The 15,992-nt window shown below is 54.0% G+C and carries 14 protein-coding genes and 1 pseudogene; 3 read left to right on the forward strand and 12 right to left on the reverse strand.

What is annotated here, in order from left to right:
* Positions 1–9 precede the first annotated feature (9 nt).
* The 11 genes and pseudogenes from rfbG to phnD all read right to left on the reverse strand — a co-directional run bounded on the left by rfbG (position 10) and on the right by phnD (position 13,738).
* The gene (rfbG, locus tag ACRQU7_RS12510) at positions 10–1,113 is read right to left on the reverse strand and encodes a CDP-glucose 4,6-dehydratase (protein ID WP_444641211.1); all 1,104 of its coding nucleotides are present in this window, start codon (positions 1,111–1,113) and stop codon (positions 10–12) included.
* Positions 1,095–1,868: a glucose-1-phosphate cytidylyltransferase gene (rfbF, locus tag ACRQU7_RS12515; protein ID WP_038324918.1), complete on the reverse strand. Its 774-nt coding sequence runs from the start codon at positions 1,866–1,868 to the stop codon at positions 1,095–1,097. Before rfbF ends, rfbG begins: the two co-directional genes overlap by 19 nt.
* A 118-nt stretch (positions 1,869–1,986) precedes the next feature.
* Positions 1,987–3,075, reverse strand: a complete 1,089-nt coding sequence (locus tag ACRQU7_RS12520) for a tetratricopeptide repeat-containing glycosyltransferase (protein WP_141825557.1) — start codon at positions 3,073–3,075, stop codon at positions 1,987–1,989.
* A 9-nt stretch (positions 3,076–3,084) separates the two neighbouring features.
* The gene (locus ACRQU7_RS12525) at positions 3,085–4,194 is read right to left on the reverse strand and encodes a tetratricopeptide repeat-containing glycosyltransferase (RefSeq protein WP_444641212.1); all 1,110 of its coding nucleotides are present in this window, start codon (positions 4,192–4,194) and stop codon (positions 3,085–3,087) included.
* A gap of 100 nt (positions 4,195–4,294) precedes the next feature.
* Positions 4,295–5,599, reverse strand: coding sequence for an exosporium glycoprotein BclB-related protein (locus ACRQU7_RS12530; protein ID WP_444641213.1), 1,305 nt, complete (start codon positions 5,597–5,599; stop codon positions 4,295–4,297).
* Between the two features lie 536 nt (positions 5,600–6,135).
* Positions 6,136–8,142, reverse strand: coding sequence for a BclA C-terminal domain-containing protein (locus ACRQU7_RS12535; RefSeq protein ID WP_444645593.1), 2,007 nt, complete (start codon positions 8,140–8,142; stop codon positions 6,136–6,138).
* Positions 8,143–8,542: 400 nt separating this feature from the next.
* Positions 8,543–8,950 carry a hypothetical protein gene (locus ACRQU7_RS12540; RefSeq protein WP_444645654.1) on the reverse strand — a complete coding sequence of 136 codons (408 nt, stop codon included), beginning with the start codon at positions 8,948–8,950 and terminating at the stop codon, positions 8,543–8,545.
* A 12-nt stretch (positions 8,951–8,962) separates the two neighbouring features.
* Positions 8,963–9,853: pseudogene (locus tag ACRQU7_RS12545) on the reverse strand (hypothetical protein); the annotation flags it as partial.
* A gap of 387 nt (positions 9,854–10,240) precedes the next feature.
* Positions 10,241–10,531 (reverse strand): hypothetical protein, encoded by a 291-nt coding sequence (locus ACRQU7_RS12550; protein ID WP_038324923.1) that lies wholly within the window; start codon positions 10,529–10,531, stop codon positions 10,241–10,243.
* 191 nt (positions 10,532–10,722) lie between these two features.
* Entirely contained in the window at positions 10,723–11,703 is a 981-nt protein-coding gene (locus ACRQU7_RS12555) for a CAP domain-containing protein (RefSeq protein WP_444641214.1), read from the reverse strand.
* Positions 11,704–11,851: 148 nt separating this feature from the next.
* On the reverse strand, positions 11,852–13,738 hold the full coding sequence (gene phnD, locus ACRQU7_RS12560; RefSeq protein WP_444641215.1) for a phosphate/phosphite/phosphonate ABC transporter substrate-binding protein: 1,887 nt from the start codon (positions 13,736–13,738) through the stop codon (positions 11,852–11,854).
* Positions 13,739–14,174: 436 nt separating this feature from the next.
* Between phnD and ACRQU7_RS12565 the strand changes: the two genes are divergently transcribed.
* The 3 genes from ACRQU7_RS12565 (at position 14,175) to ACRQU7_RS12575 (ending at position 15,562) form a co-directional block, all read left to right on the forward strand.
* On the forward strand, positions 14,175–14,552 hold the full coding sequence (locus ACRQU7_RS12565; protein WP_444641216.1) for a winged helix-turn-helix transcriptional regulator: 378 nt from the start codon (positions 14,175–14,177) through the stop codon (positions 14,550–14,552).
* A gap of 137 nt (positions 14,553–14,689) precedes the next feature.
* On the forward strand, positions 14,690–15,079 hold the full coding sequence (locus tag ACRQU7_RS12570) for a pyridoxamine 5'-phosphate oxidase family protein (RefSeq protein WP_444641217.1): 390 nt from the start codon (positions 14,690–14,692) through the stop codon (positions 15,077–15,079).
* Positions 15,080–15,148: 69 nt separating this feature from the next.
* Complete coding sequence (locus ACRQU7_RS12575) at positions 15,149–15,562, forward strand: GNAT family N-acetyltransferase (RefSeq protein ID WP_444641218.1); 414 nt, start codon at positions 15,149–15,151, stop codon at positions 15,560–15,562.
* Between the two features lie 159 nt (positions 15,563–15,721).
* On the opposite strand, the gene ACRQU7_RS12580 is transcribed toward ACRQU7_RS12575, so the two are convergent.
* The gene (locus ACRQU7_RS12580; RefSeq protein ID WP_038324927.1) at positions 15,722–15,985 is read right to left on the reverse strand and encodes a metal-sensing transcriptional repressor; all 264 of its coding nucleotides are present in this window, start codon (positions 15,983–15,985) and stop codon (positions 15,722–15,724) included.
* Between the last annotated feature and the right edge of the window lie 7 nt (positions 15,986–15,992).

The following is a 15,992-nucleotide window of genomic DNA, read 5'->3' on the forward strand; positions in this document are numbered from 1 at the left end:
ACCTCCCCGTCAGTCCGGAGCCGCTTCCATACACGCCGCGGAGTAAGAGGCGATCTGCCTTCTGCAGAGGGCGTAAACGTCCTCCCTGCGGTAATCCCGGTACCACTCCACGGTATATTCCAATGCTTTCTTCAGGTTCATACGGGGTTTCCAACCGAGAAATGTCTTTGCTTTGGTGCAGTCAAGGCTCAGCATAGCGGTCTCATGCAGGCACGTATATTCCGAGCAGTCCACCCATTCCCCGCTTCCCCACAGCGAGATCAGCTCGTCGGCCAGCCGGCCGACCGGGACAACGGAGTCCGCATCCGGGCCGAAATTCCACGCCCCCGTGTACCGCGACCCCTTCTCCGCCATTTGATACGCCAGCAGAAGATAGCCGTAAAGCGGTTCCAGAACATGCTGCCACGGCCGGACGGACTCGGGATTCCGGAGCATAATGGGGCTGTGCGACTGCAGGGCGCGGATACAGTCGGGAACGAGCCGGTCTTCCGCCCAGTCCCCTCCCCCGAACACGTTTCCCGCCCGCGCGGTAGAGACGCATTTCCCGGGGCGGGTACTGAAAAAGGAGCTCCGGTACGCGGCTGTAACAAGCTCCGAGCAGCCCTTGCTGGCGCTGTACGGGTCATACCCGCCCAGCGCGTCCCCTTCCCGGTAGCCCCAGAGCTGCTCCCTGTTTTCATAGCATTTGTCGGACGTAACGATCACGCCCGTTTTTACGGTCTGGGAAAGCCGGATGCTTTCCAGAACCTCCACGGTTCCCATGACATTGGTCTCAAACGTTTCGCCCGGGATTTCATAGGAACGGCGGACAATGGGCTGGGCAGCAAGGTGAAACACGATTTCCGGCTCGTACAGGTCGAAAATCTGTTTGAGTCTTGCCCCGTCGCGGATGTCCCCGCGGATATCCACCATTCTGCGCCGCAGCCCGCACAGGCTGAAGTTGCCGTTTTCCGCCGGAGGGTCCAGCGCGTAGCCGACCACCCTTGCGCCCAGCAAATAAAGCCACAGGCAAAGCCAGGAGCCCTTAAAGCCCGTGTGGCCGGTGACCAGCACATTTTTCCCGCGGTAAAAGCCTCCGAACATTCTGCTCAGGTCTATTTCCATATTTTCCATGGCGTCTCCCCCGTTTTCCATAGCGTATTGACCCTTTCCACATCCTTGTAAGTATCAATCGCCGTCCAGAAGCCGCCGTGCCTGTAAACGGCGAGCTCGTGGTCAAGGGCAAGCCTGTGCAGAGGCTCCTGCTCAAAAGCGCAGTCCTCTTCCGGCAGATATTCAAACACCCTGCGGTTCAGGACCATATAGCCGCCGTTGATGGTATCCTCCAATACCGGCTTCTCCTTAAACGCGGTCACGATCCCGTCCTGCGTTTCGATCACCCCAAAAGGAGAGTTCGGGCTCACGCCGGTCAGAGTCGCGATTTTCCCGGTTTTTTTATGATAGACATAGAGCTTGCGGATATTGACGTCGCTCAGCCCGTCGCCGTACGTCAGCATAAAATCTTCATCGTCGTCAATATATTTCTCGATCTGCTTGATCCGGCCGCCGGTCTGCGTTTCCGCCCCGGTGTCCACAATCGTAACGTTCCAGTCCTCTTCCCCGGCGGTATGATATTCCACGGCTTCCTGCGTTCCCGTCTTTACGGTGAAATCATTGTTCCGCCACCGCATTTCCATGAAATACCGCTTGATCATATCGCCTTTGTACCCCACGCACAGAATGAAATCGTTGATCCCGTAATGGGAATAGGTTTTCATAATGTGCCAGATAATCGGATTTTCGCCCACCTCCACCAGGGGCTTGGGGCGGAATTCCGTCTCCTCCCGCATACGCGTGCCTTTTCCTCCGCAAAGAATGACTACCTTCATACCTGCACCCGTCTTTCTGTGCAAAACTGCGGTTTTCCTTCGTCAATGCCCTGTTTTTATTTATATATGCGAATATTGGAGCATTTACCACTGCTGAAAAGCTGTCCCCGCGCCCCTTTTAATGATTTGCTTTCAGCTCGATCAGCCTGAGGTTGTTTTTCAGCCTTTCGTCCTTGGGGCTGAACGCCAGCGCCGCCTCTGCGTGGGCAAGGGATTCCCCGTACATGCCGAGCCGGTAGCAGGCGATTGCGCACAGGTCATCCGGCGTATAATCCCATGCGTATCCCATGTTGACATAGACCATGGACTTCTGCTTGATTTTCAGCGCTTCCGTCGCCATATAGTACGCCATGGGCCAGTTTGATGTCCGATAGGCCATTTGGGCACACTCCACATAGGGTTCGCGCATATAGGGCACTTCCGCAATGGCGCGGCAGTACCAGCCGAAAGCCTCCGTCAGATCGGAAAGGCCGAAGTAGGATTTTGCGATCCAGCGCATGGACGCGCACCGTTCCTCTTTCCAGATGGAGGACGGCAGCGCCAGATGCCTTTTTAATTCCGCAATGCATTCTTTCCACATGCCCTTGTACATATATTCCCGTCCAAGGTAATACGCCACGCGGTCGTCCTGAGGCGTTTCCTTCGCCGCAAGCTCCAGCAGAGGCAGATAAGACCCCCTGGATTTGCCTGCATCCGGGTAGTGATTCAGCTCCATTCCGGTAATGTAGATGATTTTTTCCGGTCCTGTACCAACATATTTCAGGCACTCGTGAACGGGATAAGCCCATTTGTAGCTGTGTCTGTCATGAATTTTGAAGTAGCTGAACTGCACGTCGGGCGTGCCGTCCTCTTTCAGGCTCCAGTTGTAAAGGTATTTTCCCATGGAGGTGTCGGGCTGCCACGCTTTTTCCACGCAGTCGCGCCACCCTTTGGTAAATACTTCGTCAAGATCGGTGCATACGCAGACATCGGCGTCTTCGGGAACATGATCGAGGGACAGGTTGCGTGCCACGTCGAACCGCCACGGCTTTACTTCTTCCGTGTACACCACCGCGCCGCGCTCTCTCAATTTTTCAACGGTGCCGTCGGTGGAGCCCGTGTCCGTCACAACGACCACATCCGCCTCCCCCATGGAATCCATCCAGCGGTCGACAAACTTTTCCTCATTCTTACAGATCGCATACACGCAAATTCGATATTTTTTCAAAAGATCACCTCAAACCTTCGGGTCCGGCTGAGCCTCGGGAAGCTTCAGCTTAATCAGTTCCAGGTTCTTTTTCAGGCGCTCGTCGCCCGGCTGCAGTTCGCACGCCCGGACAGCGTAATCGCAGGACAACCGGTACAGTCCCAGCCGGTAAGCGCTGATCGCCCCAAGGTCGTACAGCGAATATCCCCATGCGGCCGGCTCAAACAGATAGCTGCCCGATTTTTCCGTGATTTTCAGCACCTCGCTGACCATAAAAAAGACAAGGGGCCAGTCATTCATCTGGTACCCGAGCTGGGCCATCTGATGATAGGGCTCCCGGATCGTCGGGCATTCGGCAATCGCCCTGAACAGCCACAGGCGGGCCACGTTTTTATCTTCTTTTGCCTGATAACAGCTTGCTATAAAGCGCATGGCGGCGCACCGCTCCTCGTTCCAGAGAGCGGTGGGCATCTTCAGGTAATTGCTCAGTGTTTCGATACTTTTGTCGAGCATTCCCTTATACATATATTCCCGGCCAAGCCAGAAGGCGACCCGGTCGTCCTGAGGATTCTCCCTAGCCGACAGCTCAAGCAGGGGCAGGTACTGGCTTCTGGGTTTACTGACATCCGGATAATGGTTCAGCACCAGGCCGGGGACCCACACCGTTCTGTCCGGGTCCTCGCCGCTGTAGGCCAGAACCTCATGGACCGGATGCACCCACCGGAAGCCGTGCCGCCGGTGAATTTTCTCCATTGTGAACTGCTTGCCGTATGTCCCGTCGCTGTTTCGGCTCCATGTAAACAGATACCTTGCGCGTGTATAGACAGGGAGCCAGGCGTTTTCCAGCTTCTCCCTCCATCCCGCTTCAAATACTTCATCCAGATCATTGGAAACGCAGATATCCACGTCCTCAGGGATATGGTCCATAGCCAGATTTCTCGCCGCGTCGAATCGCCAGGGGCTGATGGTTTCCACATAGACGACGGCCCCTCTTTCGCGGAGCTTTTCCACCGTTCTGTCCGTGGAACCTGTGTCCGTTACAACCACCAGGTCCGCCTCGCTGACCGCGTCCATCCAGCGGTCGACGAACTTTTCCTCGTTTTTTGTAATGGCATAAACGCAGATTTTATACCGGTTCAATTTCGCACCCTCTTCTCAGTAAGTATGTAAATCGTTTGGTCCCCCTTTTGGAGAGGCCAAACGATCATAATATTAATTATTTTTCTTGGGCAAGACGCGTTTAAGCGATGGTTACACCAGCACTGGCATAGCCGGTAACTGTATTAATAAGCGTAACCCCCGCGGCGGTGATGGAGTAAACCATCAGCAGACGCGTTTCCGCGGTTACCGGGATGCTCAGTCCTGTCACAATACCGCTGGATACGGTACCGAGGGCGAGAACACCCGTCAGAGGGGGAGCCAGAGTGACAAGGGTACCGGCAATCGGTGTGAACGTATTGTCCGGTGTAGCCGATTCATACAGCTGCGCAGTAATTGTCACCGTTGATCCTACCAAAGATAATGCCACCGTGGTGCTGAAGAAGGCCGCAACGGAAGTGATCGTACCGTCACGCGGAACCGAAAACGCCTCGTTGATTCCGATACCCGGACCGCCCGTCAGGTCAATCGTCGCTCCCAGCACGGTCATACCCTGAGCGGAAGTACCGAAGCCAACAAACCCGGGCAGTCCGGCAAGACCGCCCACAAGGGACGTCAGGGCAACCGGCGTCCCCGAGGCAAAGGGGACAATCGCTGCTCCGGCAACCGGACCGGTATCTCCGGTCGGGCCTGTCGGGCCGGTGGCTCCGGCTGCTCCTGTCGGACCGGTAGGTCCCGTTGGGCCAGTATCCCCGGTAGGTCCTGTTGGACCTGTTGCACCGGCTGCTCCTGTCGGACCGGTAGGTCCCGTTGGACCAGTATCCCCGGTAGGTCCTGTCGGGCCTGTTGCACCGGCTGCTCCTGTCGGACCGGTAGGTCCCGTTGGACCAGTATCCCCGGTAGGTCCTGTCGGGCCTGTGGGACCGGTATCGCCGGTCGCTCCTGTCGGGCCTGTGGCCCCAGCTGCACCTGTGGGACCGGTGTCTCCGGTTGCTCCTGTCGGGCCTGTGGCTCCAGTCGCACCCGTTGGGCCGGTGACTCCGGCTGCTCCGGTCGGACCTGTGTCTCCGGTTGCTCCTGTCGGGCCTGTGGCCCCGGCTGCACCTGTCGGGCCGGTAGCGCCGGTTGCTCCCGTTGGACCGGTTACACCAGCTGCACCTGTGGGACCAGTGTCACCTGTAGCCCCTGTCGGACCGGTGGCTCCGGTTGCTCCTGTCGGGCCTGCCACACCAGTCGGACCTGTCGGACCTGTCGGGCCTGTGGGACCGGTGGGAGTAACGATATCATCCTCAATTACGACGAGGGTCGCGGTTAGCGGCACCATCGGCGAATAGAAAACCACCTGTGTGCTGGCATTTACCAGCGATACTGTCACCGGTGCCGCGGCAACATCGATAATTCCAAGCCCTACAACCTCTCCTGTTTTCAGAGGTGAGTTGCCTTCCAAAAAATCTCCCTGCGAAGAGGAAAGTGCAAACACTGTCCCATTGGCTGACAGAGAGGATTGGGATGTTACCCACCAATTTATCTCATATCTTCCCGCTTCATTAAAAGTAATTACTCCGGTTGCCGCGTTATAAGTTATATTTCCTGCCGAATAAACGATGCTGTCAAAAATCACATTAGCAGCGACCGCCACTGAACCGTCTGTTATACGTTCTATCTGTAATGCTATATTGCTCAATTAAAATCCTCCAATACTATCTTGCTCAATGAGGCATTCTTTACAGACTTACCTCTGTGATAACGATACTTTCTGAACAGGTGTCGCCAAACCGACGGTTGTTCCAGCGGCATTGTAAGTGTAATAGCGCCTATAACCGCTCCCCATGGTTACTAAGACAATCATATTCCCAGTCGGCAACCATACCTACATAGCAAAGAAACTGTGCCTAAATTCCCCATTTCGGAACCATAGGGCCGTTTATCTTGGGAAACTGTACGAGAACATGCCCGAAAAGGCATGTTCCCGCACAAAGGAAATCAGGCAAGGCGTATTACAGTAAAGGTGGCACCTGCACCGCCCTGAAGTGTTGCCGCGCCCAGCAAACCGAAGAACTGAAGCTGAAGCTGATCTCCGGCGGTCAGCGAGACAATGGTTGTAGCACTGAAAGCTGAGACGGAAACGAGGGGAGAGAAAACAGACCCGGGGATTGCCGTGCTGTTTTGGAGTACCTGAGTAGACACGAGCAGACCCGCGGTGACGTTAATCTGGTAAGTTACCAGATAGGTGCCCGTACTGGGAACGGTAAAGATTGTATTTGCTCCATTGACAGTGAAGCTATCCAGGTTCTGGTTGTCGGGCAGGACTATCGAGGTGCCGCCCGCCACCACGGCAATGGTGTCGCCAGTGGCATTTTGTGCACTCATGGAGTTTACGGTTAAAGAAGTCCCAGTGGGCCCAGTGGGGCCGGTGGGGCCGATGTTGCCAATCAGGCCTGCAACACCGGCTACTCCTGCAGGGCCGGTATCTCCGGTTGGGCCTGTCGGTCCTGTCGCACCAACTGCTCCTGTCGGACCTGTATCTCCGGTTGGACCTGTGTCACCGGTTGCTCCTGTGGGGCCGGTTGGGCCGGTGGCTCCCGTCGGGCCGGTAGGGCCGGTTGCGCCAACTGCTCCTGTAGGACCGGTATCTCCGGTTGCTCCCGTTGGACCGGTATCTCCGGTATCACCTGTTGGACCGGTGTCTCCGGTTGCTCCCGTTGGACCGGTGTCTCCGGTTGCTCCCGTTGGACCGATGTCTCCAGTCGCTCCTGTCGGGCCGGTGTCTCCGGTTGCTCCTGTAGGACCGGTATCTCCGGTTGGACCTGTGTCACCAGTTGCTCCTATAGGACCGGTATCCCCAGTTGCTCCCGTAGGGCCGGTTGCTCCAACTGCTCCTGTCGGACCAGTATCTCCGGTTGGACCTGTGTCTCCAGTTGCTCCGGTTGGGCCAGTGTCTCCGGTTGCTCCTGTAGGACCGGTCACACCAGTGGCACCAGTCGGGCCGGTGTCTCCAGTTGCTCCCGTAGGACCGGTATCTCCGGTTGCTCCTGTCGGACCGGTATCTCCGGTTGCTCCCGTTGGACCTGTAGGGCCGGTTGCTCCAACTGCTCCTGTCGGACCAGTATCTCCGGTTGGACCTGTGTCACCAGTTGCTCCCGTCGGGCCGGTTGCTCCAGTTGCTCCTGTCGGACCGGTATCTCCGGTTGCTCCCGTTGGACCGGTATCTCCGGTTGCTCCCGTTGGACCGGTATCTCCGGTTGCTCCCGTTGGACCGGTATCTCCGGTTGCGCCAACTGCTCCTGTCGGACCGGTGTCTCCGGTTGCGCCAACTGCTCCTGTCGGACCGGTGTCTCCGGTTGCGCCAACTGCTCCTGTCGGACCGGTGTCTCCGGTTGCGCCAACTGCTCCTGTCGGACCGGTGTCTCCGGTTGCTCCCGTTGGACCGGTGTCTCCAGTTGCTCCTATAGGACCGGTGTCACCTGTAGCCCCTGTCGGACCGGTATCTCCAGTTGCACCGGCTGCACCCGTCGGGCCGGTATCTCCAATTGCACCAGCTGCTCCCGTAGGACCTGTGTCTCCAGTCGCACCTGTCGGTCCCGTGGGGCCAGTGTCTCCGGTTGCTCCTATCGGACCGGTATCACCAGTTGCTCCCGTCGGGCCGATTGCTCCAGTTGCTCCTGTTGGGCCGGTATCTCCAGTTGCACCAGCTGCTCCTGTAGGACCTGTGTCTCCAGTCGCACCTGTCGGTCCCGTGGGGCCAGTGTCTCCGGTTGCTCCTGTCGGGCCGGTATTCCCGGTTGCTCCTGTTGGACCAGTAGCTCCGGCTGCCCCCGTGGGGCCAGTGTCTCCGGTTGCTCCTGTCGGGCCGGTATCTCCAGTTGCTCCCATTGGACCAGTAGCTCCGGTTGCTCCTGTCGGGCCTGCCACACCAGTCGGGCCTGTTGGACCTGTTGGGGTAACAATATCATCCTCAATTACGACGAGAGTCGCCGTTAACGGCACCATCGGCGCATAGAAAACAACCTGCGTGCTGGCATTTACCAACGACACTGTCACAGGCGCCGCGGCTACATCAACAATTCCAAACCCTACAACTTCTCCCGTTTTCAGCGGTGAGTTGCCTTCCAGAAAATCCCCCTGTGAAGAAGAAAGCGCAAATACGATTCCATTGGTTGTCAGAGAGGATTGGGATGTTACCCACCAATTTATTTCATATCTTCCCGCTTCATTAAAAGTAATTTCTCCGGTTGCCGGGTTATAACTTATATTTCCTGCCGAATAAACTACGCTGTCAAAAACCACATTAGCCGCGACTGCCACTGAGCCGCCTGTTGTGCGTTCTATCTGCAGTGCTATATTGCTCAATTAAAATCCTCCAATACTTTCTTGCACAACGAGGCAGTCTTTACAGGCTTACCTCAGTGATAACGATATTGGCCTGAACAGGTGTCGTCGCAAAACCAACGGTCGCTCCAGTGACATTGGTAAGTGCAATAGTAGCCGGGACTGCTCCCACGGTTACCAATACGCTTCCATTCAGCTGCCCTGTTACGATCGGGGACGAGCCAAGGACACCGCCTCCACCATTTAACTCTACTGCAAAGGATACAGTCGTAGCGGCTTCCGCACCATCCGTTGCCACCCACCAAGCTACATAATAATTTCCGGGGGCGGTAATCGTAAATTCACCAGTTACCGCACTATAGGTGATGTTGGGGCTTACGTCAGTTGTGAGCGTATCAAAAATCACATTGGCTCCGTCGGCAACGGTACCTACACCATCTCCAAGAAGCTGTGCCTGGATTCCCAGCAAAGCGACGGCCGGGCCGGTGGGACCTGTCGGGCCCGTCGGGCCAGTAGGACCTGTGTCACCCGTTGGGCCTGTTGGACCTGTAGCCCCTGTCGGACCGGTAGCGCCTAATGCGCCAGTAGGACCGGTGTCGCCTGTGGGACCCGTGTCACCTGTAGCCCCTGTCGGGCCGGTAGCACCTAACGCGCCCGTAGGACCTGTAGCGCCGGTTGGGCCTGTGTCACCTGTAGCTCCTGTCGGGCCGGTAACGCCTAATGCGCCCGTAGGACCGGTAGTGCCGGTTGGACCTGTGTCACCTGTAGCTCCTGTCGGGCCGGTAGCACCTAATGCGCCCGTAGGACCGGTAGCTCCTGTCGGGCCGGTGTCACCGGTAGCTCCTGTCGGGCCGGTGTCACCTGTAGCTCCTGTCGGGCCGGTAGCACCCAACGCGCCTGTGGGACCTGTCGGACCCGGATCGCCGGTTGGGCCTGTCGGGCCTGTGGGACCGAGTGCTCCGGTTGGACCGGTTGGGCCTGCTACCCCTGTCGGACCTGTGTCACCGGTAGCCCCTGTTGGGCCGGTAGCTCCTAACGCGCCTGTTGGACCTGTCGGACCCGGGTCACCGGTTGGACCTGTCGGGCCGGTGGGACCGAGTGCTCCGGTTGGGCCGGTGGGACCTGCTACCCCTGTCGGACCTGTGTCACCGGTAGCGCCTGTTGGACCTGTCGGACCTGCTGCTCCGGTTGGACCTGTCGGACCAAGTGCTCCTGTCGGGCCAGTTGGGCCTGCTGCTCCAGTTGGGCCTGTCGGACCTGTCGGACCTGGATCGCCGGTTGGACCAGTCGGACCGGTTGGGCCGGTGGGACCGCCAGACGGACCGATAGGACCTGTGGGGCCAGTTGGGCCGGTGGAACCGCTAAAGCCCATAGGGCCCATGGGTCCGGCAGGGCCCCGCGGGCCTCTCGGGCCGGTGGGACCCGGGCAGCCGCAGCCGCACGGGTCTTTGCAACAGTTATCCAGGCATCCGTTATGATAAATTGTCATTTCTGGATTAAACCCGTCACCCGCATCATAAGGCGGGCATCTTCTGCTATTTGACATAATCAAAACTCCCATGTATCAAATTTGTTTACGAACATTAGCATGAACAAACACTTTACGCTTTTTAATATAATATGTGGTGACCCGTGAAAAGTGCAGTATACGCCTGTGTAGTGGGAACGGGTACACCCAGGAACCACATGGATTTTCAGAACATCCTTCCGGCCATCCGGCCGGAAGGACATTCCTTTCCACAGCGGAACGTTACTTCGTCTATTTGTTTTCTTTGGTCCCGGTGGCCCTTAATACAGCGGAATACGCCCCATTGGCACTAAGGGCAATGATGACCGCGTTAAACGGTATCAATGCGCCCGACGACCATGTCAGCGCGCCGGTAAAATACGTTGCCCCCAGTAAAAGAATTACTGCAACGAAATAGGACACCCACTGGGTGGCAATGTTTTTAAAAAACGATGCGCTTTTTAAGAACTGGGTAATCACCGCAGTAGCGGCGGCGCATCCTGCAAAGGTAGCCAGCGTTTCCCAGGTAAAAAAGTTATTCATACTCATTCCTCCTGTTGAAGGCCTTCTCAACAGCCCTGTGTGGTTTGTTGTCCAGGCCTCCAGTAAACACTTTATGACGGTGCTCTCCATCTTGTTCCAACGTTTTCTGACACGTTCCATGGCAGCAAAAAAAAGAAGGCCGCCGATAAACGGCAGCCTTCTTTTACATAATTTGAAAGGAAATGTAATTTTTAACCGATGAACTGCTGGGTCCAATAATAACGGCCCTGTGCGTTCTGGGCAATGCCCACGCCAATTTGGGTAAAGGAAGCATTCAGGATGTTCGCTCTGTGTCCGGGGGAATTCATCCAGCCCTCCATAACCTGCTGCGGGGATGTCTGACCTGCAGCGATGTTTTCGCCGGCGGCTCTGTAGCTGATTCCATACTGCTTCATCATATCAAACGGAGAACCGTAGGTAGGAGACTGATGGTCAAAATAGTTCAGTTTCGCCATATCCTGCGACTTTAAGGTCGCGGTATTTGTCAAAGAGGAATTGACGGTAAGAGCTTTAAGCCCGTTTGCGGCTCTTTCCTGATTGACAAGCTGAACTACCTGATTCTGAAAGGAAGCGTAGCTTCCGCCCGTGGTGGACGGTGTGCTGGAAGTGCTGCCCTGAGAGCTGGAACTCGGCTTGGAACTGGAGCTGGGTTTGGAGCTTGAGCTCGGTTTTGAACTGGAGCTCGGCTTAGAGCTTGCGTTCGTATTGGGGCAGGTGTATGTTTTTCCGCCAATCGTGATCTGATATTTGTTTCCATTGGAGGAATTGGTCAGACAGTTGGAATTGACTGTGCAGGTGGTTCCTGCTTTGCAGTTGGAGTTGTTGGTGCAGCCGTTTGCCGCGCTGCAGATCTGGTTGCTGGCACAGCTGTTGCCAACCTTGCAGTTGGTGGAATCGGTTCCCGCCACGGTTCCGCTGGAAGCGGAAGTTTTGGGACAAACGCTGGATGTACCGGATTTAACGATATCGGCAACAGTGTTGCCTGTTTCCTGTGTGTCCGCCGCCGGTGCTTCGCTGGTTACTTCCACGGCTTCCGCCTGAGAATCGACAGAAACGGTACTTGTGGTGGTGCTTTCGCTTGGTGCAGCCGCGGCATTGCCGCTGTTTACAATCGCGCCGGCCGTACCTGACATCAGCACACATGCAATTAACGCAAGTATTTTCGTTTTCATGTATTATCTCCTTTTCATGCTTCTCGATTTTGAATTGTTACAGGTTTGTAACTTTTCTTGCACTTATCGTAACACCGATGCATGAAGAAAACAATACTGAAAATTATGTAAACTAATGAAGATACTGGAAAAATTATGAATTACAAAATTAATTGTTTAATCTTCTGATAATATCGTACGCCTTGTCTTCATTCCTGACAAAGCCCTGAACCGTCGTATCGATCCCGCTGTAATCACTGAAGTCCACAAAGGCACCGCTGAGCTTTTCCGCGAGTACCGCGGGCATGTCCTTTCCGGCGGCCAAGGCATCCTTCGGAATTTCCTCCGTACGGGCGACGATGATCAGCTCGTCCGTGAAAAGCCCGTCGGCGTGCGCCTGATTGTAAACCTCGTCATAGGTCGCGCCCGCGTCCACCTCCCCGGCCAGAACGGCGTTGACAACATTATTGTGGTTGCCTAAAAAGACGACCTTTTCAAAAATGGTATCGGGGTCCATATGGTTCTGCTTCATCATATCGCGGGCGTACAGATACCCCGATGCGCTTTTTTCATCGACGTAGGCAAAGGTCTTTCCCTTTAAATCATTGAGGGAATGCACCCTGCCGTCCTTACGGGCCACAACGTACCCGTTGTAGGAACAGCGTCCCTGGACCTTCGGCGTAACCAGAACATTCGCCCCGCATTTTTCATGCGCGTTGACATACGCAAACGGAGAGAACCAGCCGACGTCGATGATGCCCTTCTCCACGCTTTCACTGAGCGCGTCATAGCTTCTGACGATCAGGGTGCGGCATTTCAGCCCCACGCTGGCGCATACCCGCTCAAGAATGGGCACATAGGTTTTCCGGATACGGTCGGGCTCGACGAAGGGATTGACGCCAAAGATGATCTCGTCCTGCTTTTTGAAAGCCATGGCGTCCTGCTGCAGCATTTCCGCGGTTTCGCCGATCTTGTTGCAGAAGGAAAGAATGGTTTCATTTTTCTTCTGCTGGACGTTTACCATCTCAATGGCGGAGCAGGAAACATCGTGGGTCTTTTGTACCGCCTCCGCGACATTTTCCACTGCCTTTCCAATTTCAGCCGCCGTATTCTTTTGCATCAGCGACTCTCGGGTAAGGCCGGAAATCGCGTTCTGGACGTCCTTCAGGATCGAGTTGATTTCCTGAATGATCTGAGAGGATTCCGTAACAATGCCGTCCACATTTTTCATCTTGTCGCCGATTTCGGTCATGGCCGTGTTGGATGTCTGTATTTTATCGACGATATTCCTGACCACGCCCTCAATGACGGAGATCGCGTCGTCCGTCTGCACCGCCAGCCGCCGGATTTCCCCGGCAACGACGGAGAAGCCCCTGCCGGCCTCCCCCGCCCGCGCGGCTTCTATGGCGGCGTTCAGCGCCAGCAGATTGGTCTGGCTGGATATCTTTCTGATATAGTCGACAATTTCATTGATTTTCGCAGAGGATTCCTGAAGCTCCAGGTTGCTGTCGGAAGCGACCTTGATGACCGACGTAAGGTCGAGGATGAAACTGCCGATGCTCCGGATGGTCCGCTCATTTTTGTTCAGCATTTCAATGGAGGTTTTGGAATGATCCTCGATTTTTATGATTCCGGAATTCAGATTGGTACATGCTCCGGCAAGCTCATTGATGCTTGCATTGATTTCTTCCGAACTGGCCGCATTCTGTTCGCTGAGCTTTTCAATCTCATAAGAAATCTTTGCAACCTTTTCAAAGGTTTTCATGTTGTCCTTGGAAAGCCAGATCAGCTGCTGGGAGTCAAAGCCCATGGTTTCCGCGACTTGAAAAAGTCTTTCCCCCAGCTCGTCCTGCTCATGGTCCTTTTGCTTTACAGGGTGGGGTTCCCCGCCGGTTTTTCCAAACAGGGCGTCGGCGGCAGCCAGAATCAGAATGCTCCCGATCACGGAATAGAGAAAGCCGCCCACCCCGTGGAATTGGAACAAAAGTCCTGCCGCCTGAAGAATGAGGATTGCAATTGCAGAAATAAAGACAGACCGTTTCGATGTAAAATTCATTTTTCTACCGCCTCAGCAATCAAAAAATTTAGTTCAAAACTGATAAAATTTTACTTCTTTACTTTCATTCCATGTCTCTTTTATACACAATATTATTATATTTCAAATCTTATAATCTGTCAATGTTATCCATATTCCAGCAAAAATCTTCTTTTTTCAAATTTTCATCCTGCAATCGGGACGGCGGGAGAGCCGGGGATTCTTTTTCTGCGGGCAAAGCCCTGTTTTATCGGCGGCACCCCGGAGCGCTTGCAGCTTTCTCATACTTGCAGCAGCACCTCTCACCCCCCTGCCCACTCCCGTTTTATGAAAGCTGCCTATTTCATTCATGCGAAAAGCGGGAAAGATTAGGAATGGCTTCGCTTTCTTTTGACATAGTTACTTTTATTTGATATAGTTAATCGCGGCAGGAAAGCGAGATTGGGGGAGAATAAAAATGAAATACGAATTAAAACTCGAAAAAGAAATTATGTGCCCTGTTGAATATGGCCTTGACATTTTCGGCGGCAAATGGAAATCGAGGATTCTATGTGTGTTATCCGCAAACGATGTTTTGCGTTATAACGAAATAAAAAAGGAACTCGGTAATATTACTGACGCGGTGCTTGCCGCAACGTTAAAGGAACTGATTGCGGATGAACTGATCGATCGAACTCAATACAATGAAATCCCGCCTAAGGTAGAATATTCTCTTACCTTAAAAGGAAAATCCGTACTCCCAATTCTTCAAAGTATTTGTCAGTGGTCGAGGAGCCATACGTTAGAAGCCTTGGGCAAAAAATTACCCCCTTGCAGAACTTGCAAGCAACTGTAATTTTGATACTAATAAATTTATTAGTTACTTATAAATTTCCTAATATATGTACTCTTTCAAGCTGCTCTGTTATACTGCGGTTATGGTTAACCCATTCGGAACCAATAAGGTACAATAAAGAAACGGAGCGATGAAAGATGCCAAAATTAAATGACGCGGTCAAAAAGCTGCTTGAATCAGCGAAAACGTGGGTAATTGCTACCCATGGCGAAACTCCCAACGCAGTGCCGATTCTCTTTAAGAAAGTCGTGGGAGACGATGAATTGGTGCTCTTCGACGTGTTTATGGACACGACGATCGCAAACATCAAGAAAAGCGGCGAGGCAGCCATCTCCGTCTATAATGACGAGACACTGGAAGGCTACCAGATAAAAGGTGACGCAGCCTATACTACTGACGCCACGCTGGTTGCCGCAGGCAACAGTATTACCTCCGGCTTTCAGCTGACCACCAAGGGCGCTGTCAGCCTCAAGATTCGAGAGGTCATCGTCTGTACGCCGGGCCCCGACATCGGCAAATCCATCTGACAACCCTTGTAAAAACGTAAGTGAGAGGTCAAAATGCGCTGGGCCTCTAATTTTTTAAAAAGGAAATTTATGAAAATTCGATATACGGAAGAAAAAAATTTCACCAGGGATCAGGTACAAGAACTATTTTTGTCTGTCGATTGGGTGTCCGGACAATATCCGGACCGGCTCCATAAAGCGCTCCGGAATTCATCCACTGTAATAACCGCTTGGAATGAAGACAGACTTGTCGGATTGGCAAGGGCATTGGACGACAGCGAATTGGTCGCTTATGTCCACTATGTTCTGGTGCATCCTGAATTTCAGGGGCACGGAATTGCCAAAGAACTGCTGAATCGGGTCAAAGACAAATACAAAAACTTTTTATATATTGAGCTTATGCCGGAAGAAAAGAAAAATGTTTCATTTTATAAAAAGTTGGGGTTTCAGGTTATGCCTGAAGGAACAGCCATGCTGCTTGCGAATTATTCCAATAAAAATTGATATCGTCTTTTGTTTCGGCGGCGGATACTGATACGCCTAGACAGAAAAAACAGCCTGACGGCGGCTTTGAAATAAAATCAAAGCCGCCGCTTTTCGTATTACAATAAAAGAACAGCGCCCCGAAACGGTTTGAAAGCCGCTCAGAGCGCTGATATTCCGCTATTTTGAAAGCTTATCCATGACAGCCAGGATTTCGTCTATCTTTTCTTCGGCGTCTCCCTGTTCAAACGCTTCCTTGACACAGCAGCCAAGGTGCGCGTGGATAATTTCAATGTTGGCTTTTTTCAGGATCGCCTGCGTGGCCATCAGCTGGTTGGAGATGTCGATGCAGTAGCGGTCCTCTTCCACCATTTTCAAAAGTCCGTCAAGCTGTCCCCGTGCGGTTTTCAGCAGCCGGGTCACCTTTTCTTTGTCTGCTTTCATGGCAGCC

It is taken from the genome of Caproiciproducens puteiluti, from assembly GCF_052442865.1.
Classification (GTDB): Bacteria; Bacillota; Clostridia; order Oscillospirales; family Acutalibacteraceae; genus Caproiciproducens.

What these genes read in the sequence shown, in the direction of transcription:
- ACRQU7_RS12570 (WP_444641217.1), top strand. Translation starts at nt 14,690, where the DNA reads ATGCCAAAATTAAATGACGCGGTCAAAAAGCTGCTTGAATCAGCGAAA.
- ACRQU7_RS12565 (WP_444641216.1), top strand. Translation starts at nt 14,175, where the DNA reads ATGAAATACGAATTAAAACTCGAAAAAGAAATTATGTGCCCTGTTGAA.
- rfbF (WP_038324918.1), bottom strand. Translation starts at nt 1,868, where the DNA reads ATGAAGGTAGTCATTCTTTGCGGAGGAAAAGGCACGCGTATGCGGGAG.
- ACRQU7_RS12555 (WP_444641214.1), bottom strand. Translation starts at nt 11,703, where the DNA reads ATGAAAACGAAAATACTTGCGTTAATTGCATGTGTGCTGATGTCAGGT.
- phnD (WP_444641215.1), bottom strand. Translation starts at nt 13,738, where the DNA reads ATGAATTTTACATCGAAACGGTCTGTCTTTATTTCTGCAATTGCAATC.
- ACRQU7_RS12550 (WP_038324923.1), bottom strand. Translation starts at nt 10,531, where the DNA reads ATGAATAACTTTTTTACCTGGGAAACGCTGGCTACCTTTGCAGGATGC.
- ACRQU7_RS12580 (WP_038324927.1), bottom strand. Translation starts at nt 15,985, where the DNA reads ATGAAAGCAGACAAAGAAAAGGTGACCCGGCTGCTGAAAACCGCACGG.
- rfbG (WP_444641211.1), bottom strand. Translation starts at nt 1,113, where the DNA reads ATGGAAAATATGGAAATAGACCTGAGCAGAATGTTCGGAGGCTTTTAC.
- ACRQU7_RS12575 (WP_444641218.1), top strand. Translation starts at nt 15,149, where the DNA reads ATGAAAATTCGATATACGGAAGAAAAAAATTTCACCAGGGATCAGGTA.
- ACRQU7_RS12535 (WP_444645593.1), bottom strand. Translation starts at nt 8,142, where the DNA reads ATGGTGCCGTTAACGGCGACTCTCGTCGTAATTGAGGATGATATTGTT.